This is a genomic window from Bacillus sp. V3B, assembly GCF_024494465.1.
Taxonomy (GTDB): Bacteria; Bacillota; Bacilli; order Bacillales; family Cytobacillaceae; genus Bacillus_BD.
In genome coordinates, this window is record NZ_JAETXM010000034.1 from 17,076 (window position 1) to 32,590 (window position 15,515).

Here is a 15,515-nt window from a genome sequence, read left to right on the forward strand (position 1 = left end):
TCAAACGGATCTCCTACAAATGAGGAATACCCCAAATAAATCAGAGAATAGAGGGTGATTTATTTGGGATATTATATTGACCACTCTTTAGATTATGACATAATTTGGTAAAGAGTGGGACTCTTCCTCACTGGATTCTTTTGGAGGCCATATACACAATTCAATTATAATTTAATACACACATTAGATAATTCTGAATAGAATTCAAAGCTATGTGCGCCGCCTTCTCGACCAATACCACTTTGCTTCAGTCCCCCAAATGGTGTACGAAGATCACGAAGGAACCATGTATTAACCCAAATAATTCCAACTTCTACTTCTTTTGCAAGGCGATGTGCACGGCGTAAATCATTTGTCCAAATGGATGCACTCAATCCATATTCTGTATCATTCACTTGATCAATCACTTCTTCTTCTGTGTCAAACGGAATAACTGTTACAACAGGACCGAAGATTTCTTCTTTGACAACGCAGCACTTTCGAGTAAGTCCTGTGATAATAGCTGGCTCTAGATAATACCCTTTGTCCAACCCTTTAGGTCGAGCACCACCACATAGGATGTCTCCGCCTTCTTCTTTCGCTAAATCAATATAGCCGAGAACACGCTCATAGTGATCTTTACTGACTAATGCACCTACTTTTGTTTTTGGATCAAACGGATCTCCAACGACCAGCTCTTTTGTTTTTGCTACGAACTTTTGAACAAACTCATCATATGCAGGGCGTTCTACATAGATTCGAGAACCACAAAGACAAACTTCCCCTTGGTTAATAAAACTTGATTTTAACGTTGTTTCAATTACTTCATCTAAATCAGAGTCAGCGAATATGATATTTGGATTCTTTCCGCCAAGCTCATAAGAAAGCTTTTTCAATGTTTTAGAAGCTGAAGCCATAATCGTTTGTCCAGTCAATGTTTCACCTGTAAACGTAATCGCATCAACATCTTTATGCTCAGTAAGCGCTGTACCTACTACACCGCCGGAGCCATTTACGATATTGACTACACCGTCTGGAACGCCAGCTTCCTTACAAATTCCCCCAATCAATGTTGCCGTTGTCGGCGTTACACTTGCTGGCTTGATAACAACCGTATTACCGGCTGCAAGAGCTGGTGCAAGTTTCCAAGTCATGAGTAATAAAGGTAGGTTCCAAGGGCTGATGATCCCAACAACGCCAACAGGACGACGAACGGCATAGTTTATGGCTACATCATCGGTTTCATATGCTTCTGTTCCCATTGAACGCATATAATCGGCAAAGAAATGAAAGTTAAATGCAGATCTTGGAATATCAATACTGTTTGATAACCAAATGGGTTTTCCTGTATCTAACGATTCAAGTTGCGCAAGCTCATCTTGTCTTTCTAATATCAGATCTCCAATTTTACGAATAACCGCAATTCTTTGATCCAGTGTCATCTTTTTCCAAGGGCCTTTTAACGCGCTTTTAGCAGCGGCTACTGCCGCATCTACTTCTTCTTGTCCACCTTGTGAAATGGAGCTAATCACTTCCTCTGTTGCTGGGTTAATATTTTCTTTTACCTTCCCTGAACGTGAAGGAACATATTCCCCGTTAATAAACTGTAAACTATCAACTGATTTTACTGCATTTCCTGCTTGTGCACTCATATAAAGATCCTCCTAATATTTTCTAAATCAACCAACCTTATGACTTGGTTGGGCAATTATTCGTTCGATCCTTAGTGTGACCACTTTTCTTGGAGACTATTAGGGGTATAATCAGGAAAATGCGGATTTACAAAGATACGCATTTTGATACAAGCCTTGTGAGACATTATGAAGTCTGTGTCATTTTAGAAGATATTTTGTACTTATTTTAAGTGTTATTTTGCACATCCGACTTTAAAACCCAGCTACCTTCACATAAGAAGATTAGCTGGGTTTCTTCATTAATCGGACCAGATTGTGGTGCAACTCCTTTAAATAAAATTGGATATCTATGTTAAAGTTTAGAAGAGATTGTGAAGTTTTTAATTAGGTGTAACGAAGCAGAATAGCGAAAAATGATTTATATTTAAAATGGACGTTTTTAATAAAACAAAAGGAGAGAAATCTTATGTTTTCTAATGAAGAAAGAGATTCTATTTATAAAGTTATTTATAACAGGAGAGATATTCGAAGTTTTTTGTCAACTCCTATCCCAGAAAACACGATACATAAAATATTAAACGCAGCTCATCATGCACCTTCAGTAGGATTTATGCAACCTTGGAACTTTATTTTAATTTCCTCTGACAAAGTTAAAGAAAAATTAGCTTGGGCAGCAGAAAAAGAAAGACAAGCATTAGCTATCCATTATGATGGGGAAAAAGAAATGAAATTCCTTGATTTAAAAATTGAGGGCTTAAAAGAAGCTCCTATAACTATTTGTGTAACATGTGACCCTACAAGAGGAGGTTCCCATGTATTAGGACGAAATTCAATTCCTGAAACAGATATTTTATCCACAGCCTGTGCTATTCAAAATATGTGGTTAGCATCTTGTGCTGAAGGATTAGCGATGGGGTGGGTAAGTTTTTATAAAAAGAATGATATTCGAGATATTTTAGAGATACCACCACATATTGACCCTATCGCTCTTATATCTATTGGTTACACTGATGACTACCCAGAAAAACCCATTTTAGAATTAGCTAATTGGGAAAAAAGGCGTTCTTTAGAACATCTTATTTTTGAAAATAAATGGGGAAGAAACTAAAGGTTTATTAAAGTAACAGACGCTATTGTTGAGGACCACAGGTAGAAAATGATCAAACTTTACTTCAAAGCTACAAGAGCCTGTATCTTCAATTACTTGGTAATTGAAGATACAGGCTCTAATTTTCAAACTCTATTTGTCGTTATATATATTTAACTTCATTCAGCAAATGCTTTTTGTACCGAAAGCTTGCGACAGGTACAGAAGTCCTCCACTTCTGTAAGTGGGGGATGAATGCAAAAAGCTCTCTGATTCAGTGGGGGTTCAAACCCCGGCTGAATGAAGTTAAGCCTCCGGCGAGCCTTTCGATTTTTTAGAGGTCATTTATCGAGCGAGCTCGACGACGGACAGGACGTCCTAGTCAGGCGAAAGCCACAGGATGTGGCTTTCTGAAGCGTGATAAAAATCCGGGCGCAAATTCGGAGGGGCGAATTTGATAATTTAAATGACTTTATTATTTCCTTTCACAACATACATTTTTAGATTGTACATCTGCCATCTATGTTCCAAAACTCGTGAGTTACTCAATATCTTGTCAGTAAAGGATTTTTAAGAAGTTAGCTCGTCTGAAAGTGTTCAGTAACTCATCTCTAAATGTATGTTCAGTTAATAAACCAAAATCAAGTTTTATTACATCAAAGATGGTCTTAACGTATGTTTTTCACGAAATGTTGGAGGTACGCCATATAGTAGTAGGTGGCTGATTGTGATATCATCGCCTGTGAAATTTATGAATATCGACTAATAAATTGTGTAATGATTTCATTTAACCTATTTGCAGCTTTAGTAGGAATCCGATGGTTTACCTTTTCAATAAACTTTAATTCATTCAATGGTAATTTCTCATGCAATTGCTTGGCATAACGATGAAATGGTTTATCCTTCTCACCATAGACTAGCATAATTGGATGATTAATATTACCTAGTTGATCTGTACAATTATAGTGCAGACTATATCGGAAATACTGTTCGATATTTCTGGCGTCTCCTTTTCGTGCTTCCGTAAACAACTTTTTAAACAGCTTTTGTGTATTTGAATTGGTCTTTGACATAGACCATGCCAGTAAAGGGATAGCACCAACCTTCGCAAGTTTTATTCCTAAAGAAATTTTTTGCCTTAAATACATATCGTTTACATCAGAATATCCTCCAATTACGATCCCTCCTAATGCGTGCTCGGGAGAAGTCCGCAAAAATTCCAATACGATAGAGCCTCCAGTAGAATAGCCGCAGATGAATGCTTTTTCAACTTCAAGGTGATCCAACAGAAGTTTGATATCTTCAACAATTAGTGGAAAGGTTATTGGTTTGTTTGAATACTGACTCTTTCCGTGACCTCTAATATCAAAAGTAATCACTTGAAAATGGGAGGATAATTCTTCTACTTGGTACTCGAAATTAACGGAAGTGAGTACAGGAGGATGAATAAAAACAAGAGGAATTCCCTTTCCTTTAACTGTATAATACAGACTAATCCCGTCCACATTGAGAGTTGACATCTGTTTAAACACCTCATTTTATCTGGAATTGTTTTTGATCCAACTATATAGGCAATACATTAAAAAAAGGTTACTTTTTTTTATGGGACCCAATTTTATTAGGAGTATTTTTTATATTGTTCTATTGTCAGATTTCAAATATACAAAGGAGCTCTAAATTTTGTACTAAAAATTAGTCCTAGACACCCGTTGTTTGGGAATATTGGGACCTTAGGAATGGTGCAATATACGAATGGGGGAACAATAATCTTTAATACCAGCTAAAAAAGGGGATTATAAAAGGATTTTCGATTAGAAGATCCTTTTTGTACTGCTCATTCATCTATATCTACTTGTAGTTTAGTTAATAAATATAGGGAATTATTGGAATACTAAATATTAACGAATAATGTTGGAGGCAATCATGCTCGAAAAAGGAAAAATTAATGCAGGTGAGTTTCAAATATTAGTGATCACATTTACGATAGGAGGAACGGTACTTATTGCAGCTACTACACTTGCAGGGATAGTAAAGCAGGATTCCTGGGTTGTTGATCCTTTAACACTTCTTATAAGTTTATTTTTTATATTCATATATAATCAATTAGCCACCCTTTATCCATCTATGACTTATATCGAATATAATAAAAAAATATTAGGAAAATGGATTGGCAAAATTTCAGCACTGCTCTATCTTTTTTATTTTTTTATTCTTTCTTCAGGTATGCTTAGAGAAATAGGGGATTTTTTTACGACACAAATATTGGTTGATACACCTATCCAAATGATTATGATCTTGTTTTTGCTCACTAGCTTAATCGGTGTTCGGTTAGGATTAGAAGTCATCTGTCGTACAGTGTTAATTTTTTTCCCTTGGATAGTTATGATGTTATTAATGCTATTCTTATTTCTCATCCCCGAAATCAAATTAGAAAATATACAGCCTATTTTTGGTGAAGGCATGAAACCAATTATTAAGGGCTCATATCACATTTTAGGACTCCCCTATTTAGAGCTTGCGACACTATTAATGGTTACACCGTATGTTACCGAAAAAGCAGCAATGAAAAAAGCTTTTTATAGAGGAATGGTAATTGGAGGCATTGTCCTATTCATTACGGTCGCTTTCTGTATTTTAGTATTGGGTTCTGACATTACCACAAGACAAGCCTATCCTTCATATACTTTAGGAAAAAAAATTAGCATTGGAGGTTTTATTGAACGGATTGAAGTCCTTGTTGCATTCATTTGGTTTTTTACAGCGTATTTTAAGTTGACTATTATAAATTATGGACTCTCTCTTGGGTTAGCTCAAGTACTTGGATTGAAAAGTTATAAAATCTTACTTTTTCCATTAGCATTTTTAATTATCACTTTTGCGATCTTTTCATATCAAGATATTGTCCATTTTCATGACTTTATTGCGAAAGCGTGGACACCTTATTCCTTAACCATTTGTTTTATTCTTCCGTTGTTATTATTAGTGATTGGAACAATTAGAAAAAAACGTTCTGATTCCAATGCAACTAAACTGCCAGTTCGTTGAACAAGTTATAAATTGAATAGTTTAAAATTATAGCATTTCATTGTAATGAGGAATGCTTTTTATCTTTGTCTAAAATATCAATAAAAAAATAATGAAATTTGATAATAATATATTGAAAAACGATAAAAATCCTGTTAAAATCAAATCGATAATAAATATGTGAGGTGCTTTTTATGAAACGAGGATCAACACTCTTTTTAAAGTTAGCTGTTATTCTTATGGGAATCCCTGTTCTTGTTTTATGTCTATTTTTGTTGCCTCAGATAGCGGATGAAGCAAATGAAGCAGCAGAAAGAGGTTCAGATTTGGCTTATGTGGTATATGGCATTTTAATGGTTATGTATGTTTCGGCGATCCCATTTTACTTCGCTTTGTATCAATCTTTTAACCTTTTAAGCTATATTGACAAGAACCAAGCTTTCTCGGAATTATCTGTAAGAGCTCTAAAGAAAATCAAAAACTGTGCCATCACAATCAGTGGCTTGTATGTGGTAGCCCTACCATTCGTCTATATCATGGCGGAGGTAGACGACGCCCCAGGTCTCATAATAATCGGAATGATCCCTATTTTTGCTTCCATGGTGATTGCCGTCTTTGCTGCTGTTCTCCAAAGGCTTTTAAAAGAAGCCATAGATATAAAAGAGGAAAATGATTTAATAGTCTGAGCTGAGGTGAATAATATGGCGATTATAATCAATATTGATGTGATGCTTGCTAAACGAAAAATGAGTGTGACGGAACTTTCGGAGAGGGTTGGAATCACGATGGCAAACCTTTCTATCTTGAAAAATGGAAAGGCAAAAGCGATTCGATTATCCACTTTAGAGGCGATTTGCAAAGCTTTAGAATGCCAGCCTGGAGATCTTTTAGAATACAAAAGTGACGAAGACACTCAAGGATAATCATTAACTAAGCAGGTGTTTTAGATACTACCTGCTTTACACTTCAATAAATTGTATTTAACTTCATTCAGCAAATGCTTTTTGTACCGAAAGCTTGCGACAGGTACAGAAGTCCTCCACTTCTGTAAGTAGGGGATGAATGCAAAAAGCTCTCTGATTCAGTGGGGGTTCAAATCCCGGCTGAATGAAGTTAAGCCTCCGGCGAGCCTTTCGATTTTTTAAAGGTCATTTATCGAGCGAACTCGACGACGGACAGGACGTCCTAGTCAGGCGAAAGCCACAGGATGTGGCTTTCTGAAGCGTGATAAAAATCCGGGCGCAAATTCGGCGGGGCGAATTTGATAAAAATTTAAGGTGAGAATCATGATCAGAGAAAAAACGATTTATATCCTTTTAACTGATACAGGAACGATTTTAACAAGGAAAGAAAGACGCCTGTCAGAGACAGGCGTCTTTCATGCGTTTGCGGCAATGGACCGGACGACCACATTCGTACGTTTAGCCTAAAGGCATGTCCATTGGCTTATGCAAATTAGCTCATCGCTATATCAATATACCATCACTTTTCATGATTAACAAGTTGTATTTTTTGGATATTCCACATCCCTGTGATTTCTTGAAAAGTCTTGTTTCACACGGGGTGAGGGTTGTTCAAACCGCAGACCCTCATTTATAGCTAAACCGTATTCGATAAATTTTTGGTACAATAGATGATGAAAAGGGTAGAATGTTGGTATATATTGTTGGTTAACCTTTGTTTTGGATAAAGTTGGTACCCATTCCAGAAGAAAATATTTTTTTTTAGACAAAGTACTTTTCATAAATACTATTTTTGATTATAATCCAAGTATCCTTCTCGGCTTAATGAAAAATAAAGGAGCGGTTTATCATGTTGAGAGTCGTCATACAAGTAAATAAAAATGGTGATGAGTATTATAAAAAAATAATAAATAATGTCATTAATTTAAAAAATAAACTTGGTGAAGAGTTAGTTGATTGTGAAGTCGTCTTGTTTGGGGACGGATTAGGTCTTGTATTAAGTGAAGATGAAACCATTCAGAAGCGACGTGAAACGATTTTAGAAATGGGTATTCGCTTTGTTATCTGTAACAATACATTAACGAAAAACAACATGAAAGTAGAAGACTTGCAATGCAGTGTTGGTTCAGCGGGTTCTGGTGTTGCACACTTAGTCACTAGGCAGGCTGAGGGTTGGGCCTATTTAGCACTTTAATAAGGAAGGGAGATTACCGATGTCAGTACTAGTTGAACTTGAGAACGTTAACTTTCAATATGATAATAATAGCTCTTCGATTCTCCATGATATCAATTTTGTCATAGAAAAAAATTCATTTGTTTCCCTATTAGGACCTAGTGGCTGCGGTAAGTCTACCTTACTTAATTTAATTGCAGGGTTTAACCCTAATTATGCAGGTTCTATTGAAATTGGAGGAAACAAGGTCAAGAATCCTTCGAAAGACAGAGGGTTTGTTTTTCAAGACTTAGCCTTATTTCCATGGTTATCTGTTTCAGAAAATGTTGAGTTTGGCTTGAAAATGCAAAATATCCCTAAAAAGGCAAGACAACAAAAAGTGAAAGAAATGATTGAATTAGTTGGGTTGACACAGTATACGGATTTTCCCATCTCTTCTTTATCTGGTGGGATGAGACAACGGGTTGCGCTTGCTAGAACCTTGGCAACAGAACCGAATATCCTTCTGTTGGATGAGCCCTTTAGTGCATTAGATGCTCAAACACGTGATGTCTTACAAGAGGAGCTTTTATCACTGCACCATAAATTAAACATGACAACGGTCAATGTGACACATAGTATTGATGAAGCGGTCTATCTTTCTGATTACGTGATTCTTCTTTCTAAAAAAGGAACAATCAAAGAGATCGTGAAGATCGAGTTAGATAAACCGAGAGACCGTACATCATCAGCGTATAATGATTATGAAAAGAAGCTATATGAATTTTTACGAAACGAAAGAGAGTCTTAGAGGAGAAATAAATATGAAAAAGTTAATGAGCATACTATCCATTTTTGTTTTACTTTTGCTTACCGCTTGCGGTGCGGAAGAAGAAAAAGATCAACAAGAAAACGCAACAACAGAATCTTCAGGGAAGCCCCAACTAAATATAGGCTATGTTTCCATCCTAGCCAATGCACCAGGTATTGTGGCAGATAAACAAGGGTACTTCGCTGAAAAACTAGACGTACAAATGTATGGATTTAACTCTGGACCAGAGCTATTTCAAGCTCTAGCTGCTGGTGAACTAGATGTTGCGTATGCAGGTGTTCCTGCACTCGTTAACTGGGCATCACGCGGGCTCCCGGTTAAAGTCATTGCGAAAGTAAGTGATGGGAAAATTGGGGTTGTTGTTGGAGAGGAATCAAGTATTACATCAGTAGATGAATTAAAGGGAAAAGTAATTGCTGGTGTGAAAAGTGGAAGCGGTGTTGATCTGATTACAAGAGGAGAAATACTACCGAAGGCAAGGCTTTCAGATAAGGATTTGTCGATCCAAGAGTTCCAACAAGCAAATATTGAAGCAGCTCTTGACTCAAATCAAGTACAGGCTGGAATTCTAAATGAGCCTTTCTTAACGTATGCCTTATTGCATGGTAAAAAGCAAATTGCAGAAGAAAATGATCCAGCGCTTGTTGTTATGGCGAGTGAGGAAGCATTGCAAAATAAGTCTGAAGCTGTTCGGACCTTTATGAATATTCATCAGTCTACGATTCAATATTTAAATGAAAATCAAGAAGAGGCGAACCAAGTTTTAGTGGATGTCTTTAATATAGGGGCAGTGGGGGATCTACCAGCAGATCAAGTAATGGCAAAAGCAAGAGAAAAGATGGACTTTAATTGGAAGTTTACTAATGATAACTTTACGTATTATCAGCAGCTTGCGGATACGGCAAATGATCTTGGTTACGTCAAACAAGAAGTGGATGTTAAGAGCTTGTTCGATCTCTCGTTCGTTGAGGGAGTTATAGAAGAGTGAAGAAGCAAACAATAGGCTGGTTGTCTGTTCCATTTGTACTTGGTATTTGGTTTCTTGTCGCATCACAGTATCCTTCTTATATTTTTCCTGGTCCGATTGACGTATGGAATGAAGCGATCCTGCAATGGAATAATGGGGAGATTCAGTCCCATGTTCTGCTTAGCCTAAAACGTTTAGTGATTGGATTTGTGATCGCGGCTTTGCTGGCATTTATGATAGGTATTTTAGGAGGCGCATTTCGCCCCTTGCGTGAATTTTTAATGCCAATTGTAACATTTTTTCAAGCGACACCTGCGATGGCATGGGCACCTTTGTTAATTATTTTTCTTGGTTTAGGGGATGCCCCGATGATTGCGGTCATCTTGATCGCTTCGTTTTTCCCGATTTTAATTAACGTGATCCAAGGGATGAATATGATTTCTGAGTCCCATATTCGAGCGGCCAAATCTCTTGGTGCAAAAGGCTGGAGGTTAGGCGTATACGTCTATTTGCCAGAAATTATTCCTGCTGCGATCAGCGGGGTGAGCGTTGGGTTTGCGATTGCTTGGCGTTCACTTGTAGCAGCCGAAATGATTGGCGGAAATTCAGGGATCGGCTATTTTATCTCGTTTAATGGACAGATCGGGAATACGGCTTCCGTCATACTCGGAATCATCATTATCGGTTTTCTAGCTTTAATGATGGATTATCTCCTATTAAAGCCCCTCCAACAACGATTTGCCGGTTGGGCCTCACGAAATGAAAACTAGGGCAGCATCCAAATAAGTAGGAATGTTATTCCGCGGAAATGTTCCACGAAAGATTTATTGTAAATAGGCGAGAATACCCCTTCCTCAAGGAACGATAGTGAGTAGGGAGGGGATGAATCACCTTCGGACAAGGGATGGCTTTCTTGCCATCTCCATTGTCCGAGGTTATTTCGTATGTAGTCATTTACATCGTTAGCTTGATGGTTATGTGGCGGCACTCCATATAGAAATATAAAAAGAGTAGTATTTACGTTGAAAACGTTAAATACTACTCTTTTTATATTGTATGTAATGAGATCTTGTGGTAAATTTATATAGATGTACATTGTTTAATTAAATTTTAATATATTATCCCTATTTTAATTATACAATGCAATCGATACGTTAGTCAACCCTTTTATAAACTTTTTTTAAGGAGTGTTTGCTATGAATTCGGAACTTCAGCAGGAGCAAAAACGAGTAGACAGCGTAATGGAGACAATTACAGATGAAATCAACAGATTGGAAGAAGAAACTGCCAGGAGTAAGAACGAAGTCGTTCATATCCGCAAGCACTTTTGGGATGAAGTCAAGGTGAATACGGATACCTTTGATGATTACCTTGAGGCCATTATCGGCTTGAGGCAAGAGGCTCAAGCTCTGTCCGTAAGCCAAAGCACCCATAGACATGCATCCAAGCGTTTATCCACACTGTGCCGAATGCAAGAGGTTCCCTATTTTGGTCGGATCGATTTTATCGAAGAAGGGAATTCAACTCAGGAGCAAATCTACATTGGCATCGCCTCGCTTAGGGATACGAGTGGAGAAGATTTCCTAATCTACGACTGGAGGGCTCCTATCTCAAGTGTCTACTACGATTACCAACCCGGTCCGGCTAAGTATGCAACACCCGGAGGCACAATCCAAGGTATATTGGAGAAAAAGTGGCAATACCTTATCCGCGGCGGCGTTCTTCAATCCATGTTCGATACGAGTCTCACCATTGGAGACGAGATTTTACAGCAGGTTCTGGGCAAAGGTAACGACAAACAGATGCACAATATCGTAGCGACTATTCAACAGGAGCAAAACCGGATCATCCGTCATGACCACGGGAGGCTGCTCATTGTTCACGGTGCAGCAGGCAGTGGCAAGACATCGGCCGCCCTGCAACGAATTGCTTATTTGCTCTACAAATATCGAGATCGTCTGAATGCTGATCAAATCATTCTTTTTTCGCCTAATTCCATGTTTAGCAGTTACGTGTCCAATGTGTTGCCAGAACTTGGTGAAGAGAATATGCAACAGGTCACCTTTCAGGAATACTTGGATCATCGTCTGAGTAAAGGGTTTCAAGTTGAAAATCCCTACGAGCAATTGGAATATGTTTTAACTGCGGAGAATACTCCTTCGTACAGGTCAAGACTTGCGAGTATCCGTTTTAAAGCATCTACCCTTTTTTTTGAGGCGATCCAATCCTATAGACAGTCACTAGAATTATCAGGAATGCTATTTAAGGACATTACCTTCAGAGGAAAACCAATCGTTACTGCACAACAAATAGCAGAAAGGTTTTACAGTCATGACACTTCACTCCGCTTCCATAATAGACTTGAAAAATTAAAGGATTGGCTAATGAAAATAATAAAGGAGGTCCAAAGGGTCGAAAGGACAAAGCCATGGGTACAGGAGGAAATCGAGCTGCTTAGCAACGATGATTACCATAAGGCACATAAATACTTAGCGGAGAAACGAGGCTTTAAAAGAGAATCAATTGCCGACTATGAGATCGAGCCAAAAGCACTTGCCATATTAATTGTTCACCAAAAGTTGAAGCCGTTACGAAAACGAATCCGAGCGTTTCGTTTCGTCGACTTTAAGGGGATGTACAAACAGATTTTTGCTGATCCACTAAAGATCAACTATGGAATTGAAGGGGAGACACCAGCGGAGTGGGGTGCTATTTGTCAAACGACGCTGGACATGTTAGATGAAGATAAACTATTTTATGAGGATGCTACTCCGTTTTTACTTTTGAAAGAGCTGATTCAAGGCTTTCAGACGAACAGCTCGATCAAACACATCGTTGTTGATGAGGCTCAAGATTATTCCCCCTTTCAATTTGAGTTTTTGAGGCGTTTGTTTCCTGCGGCAAGGATGACAGTGCTCGGCGACTTTAATCAGGCGATATTCGCCCATGCTAGCGAAAAGGGTGATTTCAACACACTTACGAGCCTTTACGGACCGGATGAAACGGAATTGATCAATATAGCACGGAGTTACCGATCGACCAAACCGATCATCGAATTTACACGAAGACTCGTTTCTAATGGAGAAAGGATTATTCCTTTTGAACGCGATGGTGAGCGACCCGTCTTGAAACAAGTAGTCGATCACGTAGAACTGCACAGCTGCATTGCCGCCAAAGTCTCAGATTTGAAAAGTCTAGGGCTTAATAGTATTGCGATCATATGCAAATCTGCTGAGGAAAGTATACGTGCATATGAATCCCTGTCCAGCATCGATGAAATGAAACTCTTAAAGAGCAATTCGATTGAATATGAGCAAGGAATCGTTGTCGTACCGTCGTATTTGTCCAAGGGGATCGAATTCGATGCCGTCATCCTTTATGATGCATCAGAGCATGTATACGGTGATGAGAGCCTGCGCAGACTTTTCTACACTGCCTGCACCAGAGCTATGCATGATTTGCAGCTTTACAGCGTAGGTGAACCGAGCCCATTTTTACGAAACGTATTGCGGGAGGGTTTCATCCAGACTAAGTGAATACCACTAGCGGTGTCGGGATTGAAAAAGAAGATGTCGAACAATGTACTTGACTTAACATAGAAAGGAGGGCTGATTTTATTAAGTGGTAAAATAGGCTTATAGACAAAAACCAAGTCTATAAAACATTTAAGCTGTTTAAGAAGTGCCTTTTGGACTTTTTAAACAGCCTTTTTTTGTTTCTAGTAAAAATAATTTTGTATGATTATAGGTCATAAACTTTTGTTTAACCATTCGTAAAAGTACACTTCTATATCCTAATAGGAAACTATAAAATTTTAGTCTATAATCATATATAATTTATTTTATGGTTCTGGTGCAAAAACTTCAACTTTTTTCTATTTGTCTTGGTATTTGCACCAAAACCATTAAGGAGCTATCTAAGGTAAGGATACAACTACTTATAATTAAGTAATGAAGAGATGTATAATTAAATAAATGATTAAAAGAAGTGGGTATTAGAGGTAGCAGTTTGATTATACAGTTATATGTATAATCACGTTGATTTATAAAGGAGGGAAAGATTCTGTCACTATATAGTCAGATGATTAAAGGGCTTTTAGAAGGAAGTATTTTATCTCTCATGTCTAAAGAGGATATATATGGATATGAGTTATTGGAAAAACTTCAAAGCGGAGGGTTTCAGCTCGTGAGGGAAGGAACAATATACCCCCTATTATTAAGATTAGAAAAAGAAAAATTAATAACAAGTTATTTTGGCCCTTCACCTTCAGGTCCAAGAAGAAAGTATTATAAGATAACTGATGATGGAATTATAGCGCTAAATGTATTTAAAGAAAATTGGTTTAAAGTAGAAGAATCGGTTAATTTTTTCTTAAACCTTAAATTAAGAGAGGATGAATAAAAATTACTAATCTAGAGAGAGAATTGGAAAACGCTAAATTAAAATTAACTAAATATGATAGAGAGAAATTTGAAGATTTTTGTTTGTATCTTAATAGTAGCAACTTGGATCAGGAAGGTGTGAAAGAAATTAAATATGAGATATTAGATCATCTAATTGAAGGACAAAAAGCTGGTAAGGGATTCGATGAACTATTTGGAAACAATCCTCAAGAATATACAAAGAACCTAGTTAGATATCTACCCAAAAAATCTTGGAAAGATCAATGGAAATTTTTAATTATGGTATATTTTATAGCATTAATCATAAGAGTAGCTGGGTTATTCAACGAAATGACTCTTAATGAAATAGTTATAGATATTATTATATTCCCAATAATTGTAATTTTGTTCATTACTTTATTTATGAAGTTGAATAAATGGACAGCTTTTGAAAAATCGACAGGGATGATTATTGTATCAGTTTTGGTTATTCAAATACTTTCTATATTTTATAGTTATATTAAAAGCATTTTAATGTAGCCTCAATGTGTCATATTTTGTCCCTAATTAGCGATGAATGACTCTTTATAGGTATAGATAGTAGTTTATCAGTCTTTTCTTCCTTAAAATTAAAGATATGGGTTTTTTTAGGAGGGAAAGTATTGAGAATAAAAATAACAGTGGGGTTAATAATCCTTTTTTTAATGAGTTTTATCGGAGTGAATATCTTTATCCTAACTAATGAAAAACAATCTGTTGATGCTTCTAAATCAAATTACGAAACGTATGTAGTTGAAGAGAAAATCCTTACAGATATAGTCAGTGTGAATGGGAAGGTTTCTCCTTCGGTAGAAAAGTTCATACCGTATGAAGTATCTAAGGGAGAAATCAAAGGTATATATGTTAAAGAGGGCGATAGTGTAAAAGCTGGTGCAGATTTAGTAGTTTATCATAATGAAGAGACTAATCAACAACTAGAACAATCTAAGATAGCAAAATCGAGGTTACTTATCCAACTTGAACAACTTAATTATCAAGAAGAAGTAATTAAGAAGAAAATTGAAGAGGCTAAGAAAGAAAATACAAAAGAAGTTTTAAATCAGTTAAAAGAAGAACAAAAAGAGTTAAGTTACCAAAAAAGAATAGCTAACTTAGATTATAAAGAAGCTGAATTAAATATGACATATCTAGAAAAAAGCTTGAATGATTTAGTTGTTAAAAGTCCAATTGATGGTATTGTTTTAAATGTTCGTCAAGGGAATCAGGAATCAGATAATACTTTACCATTAATCCATATAATCTCAAAAGACTCTTACATAGTATCCGGTAATTTATCAGAATATGATGTTCCTTTTATTAAAGAGGGGGACAAAGTTAGTGTAAAAGCAAAGGCTATTCCTGATAAAGAATTTCCAGGTGTTATTTCACAGAATTCAGCTCCAAGAAGCCCACTCCTTTAGGTGTCGGGAGGAATGGAGTGCTTTTGTATTTGTAT

15 protein-coding genes are annotated in these 15,515 nt (G+C 36.9%); 13 read left to right on the forward strand and 2 right to left on the reverse strand.

Annotated features, from left to right (window positions below; genetic code table 11):
- Positions 1-164: 164 nt before the first annotated feature.
- Positions 165-1,631, reverse strand: a complete 1,467-nt coding sequence (locus JMM81_RS20760) for an aldehyde dehydrogenase (protein ID WP_256243457.1) — start codon at positions 1,629-1,631, stop codon at positions 165-167.
- A 448-nt stretch (positions 1,632-2,079) separates the two neighbouring features.
- Between JMM81_RS20760 and bluB the strand changes: the two genes are divergently transcribed.
- On the forward strand, positions 2,080-2,721 hold the full coding sequence (gene bluB, locus JMM81_RS20765; protein ID WP_214733154.1) for a 5,6-dimethylbenzimidazole synthase: 642 nt from the start codon (positions 2,080-2,082) through the stop codon (positions 2,719-2,721).
- A gap of 728 nt (positions 2,722-3,449) precedes the next feature.
- Here bluB and JMM81_RS20770 read toward each other — a convergent pair.
- Positions 3,450-4,220: an alpha/beta fold hydrolase gene (locus JMM81_RS20770; RefSeq protein ID WP_256243458.1), complete on the reverse strand. Its 771-nt coding sequence runs from the start codon at positions 4,218-4,220 to the stop codon at positions 3,450-3,452.
- A 403-nt stretch (positions 4,221-4,623) separates the two neighbouring features.
- Between JMM81_RS20770 and JMM81_RS20775 the strand changes: the two genes are divergently transcribed.
- The 12 genes from JMM81_RS20775 (at position 4,624) to JMM81_RS20830 (ending at position 15,480) form a co-directional block, all read left to right on the forward strand.
- Positions 4,624-5,745, forward strand: a complete 1,122-nt coding sequence (locus tag JMM81_RS20775) for a GerAB/ArcD/ProY family transporter (protein ID WP_256243459.1) — start codon at positions 4,624-4,626, stop codon at positions 5,743-5,745.
- Between the two features lie 173 nt (positions 5,746-5,918).
- Positions 5,919-6,410 (forward strand): DUF2975 domain-containing protein, encoded by a 492-nt coding sequence (locus JMM81_RS20780; protein WP_256243460.1) that lies wholly within the window; start codon positions 5,919-5,921, stop codon positions 6,408-6,410.
- A 15-nt stretch (positions 6,411-6,425) separates the two neighbouring features.
- Positions 6,426-6,647, forward strand: a complete 222-nt coding sequence (locus tag JMM81_RS20785) for a helix-turn-helix domain-containing protein (protein WP_256243461.1) — start codon at positions 6,426-6,428, stop codon at positions 6,645-6,647.
- Between the two features lie 363 nt (positions 6,648-7,010).
- Positions 7,011-7,154, forward strand: coding sequence for a hypothetical protein (locus JMM81_RS20790; RefSeq protein ID WP_256243462.1), 144 nt, complete (start codon positions 7,011-7,013; stop codon positions 7,152-7,154).
- Between the two features lie 382 nt (positions 7,155-7,536).
- Entirely contained in the window at positions 7,537-7,881 is a 345-nt protein-coding gene (locus tag JMM81_RS20795) for a DsrE family protein (protein ID WP_256243463.1), read from the forward strand.
- Between the two features lie 19 nt (positions 7,882-7,900).
- Positions 7,901-8,650: an ABC transporter ATP-binding protein gene (locus tag JMM81_RS20800; protein ID WP_256243464.1), complete on the forward strand. Its 750-nt coding sequence runs from the start codon at positions 7,901-7,903 to the stop codon at positions 8,648-8,650.
- Between the two features lie 13 nt (positions 8,651-8,663).
- Positions 8,664-9,659 carry an ABC transporter substrate-binding protein gene (locus JMM81_RS20805; RefSeq protein ID WP_256243466.1) on the forward strand — a complete coding sequence of 332 codons (996 nt, stop codon included), beginning with the start codon at positions 8,664-8,666 and terminating at the stop codon, positions 9,657-9,659.
- Positions 9,656-10,408 carry an ABC transporter permease gene (locus JMM81_RS20810; RefSeq protein WP_256243467.1) on the forward strand — a complete coding sequence of 251 codons (753 nt, stop codon included), beginning with the start codon at positions 9,656-9,658 and terminating at the stop codon, positions 10,406-10,408. Before JMM81_RS20805 ends, JMM81_RS20810 begins: the two co-directional genes overlap by 4 nt.
- A 426-nt stretch (positions 10,409-10,834) precedes the next feature.
- Complete coding sequence (gene helD, locus JMM81_RS20815) at positions 10,835-13,174, forward strand: RNA polymerase recycling motor HelD (protein WP_256243468.1); 2,340 nt, start codon at positions 10,835-10,837, stop codon at positions 13,172-13,174.
- Between the two features lie 583 nt (positions 13,175-13,757).
- The gene (locus JMM81_RS20820) at positions 13,758-14,039 is read left to right on the forward strand and encodes a PadR family transcriptional regulator (RefSeq protein ID WP_375162425.1); all 282 of its coding nucleotides are present in this window, start codon (positions 13,758-13,760) and stop codon (positions 14,037-14,039) included.
- 23 nt (positions 14,040-14,062) lie between these two features.
- Positions 14,063-14,560 (forward strand): DUF1129 family protein, encoded by a 498-nt coding sequence (locus tag JMM81_RS20825; protein WP_256243470.1) that lies wholly within the window; start codon positions 14,063-14,065, stop codon positions 14,558-14,560.
- A gap of 122 nt (positions 14,561-14,682) precedes the next feature.
- Complete coding sequence (locus JMM81_RS20830) at positions 14,683-15,480, forward strand: efflux RND transporter periplasmic adaptor subunit (RefSeq protein WP_256243471.1); 798 nt, start codon at positions 14,683-14,685, stop codon at positions 15,478-15,480.
- Positions 15,481-15,515 lie beyond the last annotated feature (35 nt).

Excerpts from the sequence above, each read along its gene's own strand:
- JMM81_RS20760 (WP_256243457.1), bottom strand. The coding sequence starts at position 1,631 with ATGAGTGCACAAGCAGGAAATGCAGTAAAATCAGTTGATAGTTTACAG.
- bluB (WP_214733154.1), top strand. The coding sequence starts at position 2,080 with ATGTTTTCTAATGAAGAAAGAGATTCTATTTATAAAGTTATTTATAAC.
- JMM81_RS20770 (WP_256243458.1), bottom strand. The coding sequence starts at position 4,220 with ATGTCAACTCTCAATGTGGACGGGATTAGTCTGTATTATACAGTTAAA.
- JMM81_RS20775 (WP_256243459.1), top strand. The coding sequence starts at position 4,624 with ATGCTCGAAAAAGGAAAAATTAATGCAGGTGAGTTTCAAATATTAGTG.
- JMM81_RS20780 (WP_256243460.1), top strand. The coding sequence starts at position 5,919 with ATGAAACGAGGATCAACACTCTTTTTAAAGTTAGCTGTTATTCTTATG.
- JMM81_RS20785 (WP_256243461.1), top strand. The coding sequence starts at position 6,426 with ATGGCGATTATAATCAATATTGATGTGATGCTTGCTAAACGAAAAATG.
- JMM81_RS20790 (WP_256243462.1), top strand. The coding sequence starts at position 7,011 with ATGATCAGAGAAAAAACGATTTATATCCTTTTAACTGATACAGGAACG.
- JMM81_RS20795 (WP_256243463.1), top strand. The coding sequence starts at position 7,537 with ATGTTGAGAGTCGTCATACAAGTAAATAAAAATGGTGATGAGTATTAT.
- JMM81_RS20800 (WP_256243464.1), top strand. The coding sequence starts at position 7,901 with ATGTCAGTACTAGTTGAACTTGAGAACGTTAACTTTCAATATGATAAT.
- JMM81_RS20805 (WP_256243466.1), top strand. The coding sequence starts at position 8,664 with ATGAAAAAGTTAATGAGCATACTATCCATTTTTGTTTTACTTTTGCTT.
- helD (WP_256243468.1), top strand. The coding sequence starts at position 10,835 with ATGAATTCGGAACTTCAGCAGGAGCAAAAACGAGTAGACAGCGTAATG.
- JMM81_RS20820 (WP_375162425.1), top strand. The coding sequence starts at position 13,758 with ATGTCTAAAGAGGATATATATGGATATGAGTTATTGGAAAAACTTCAA.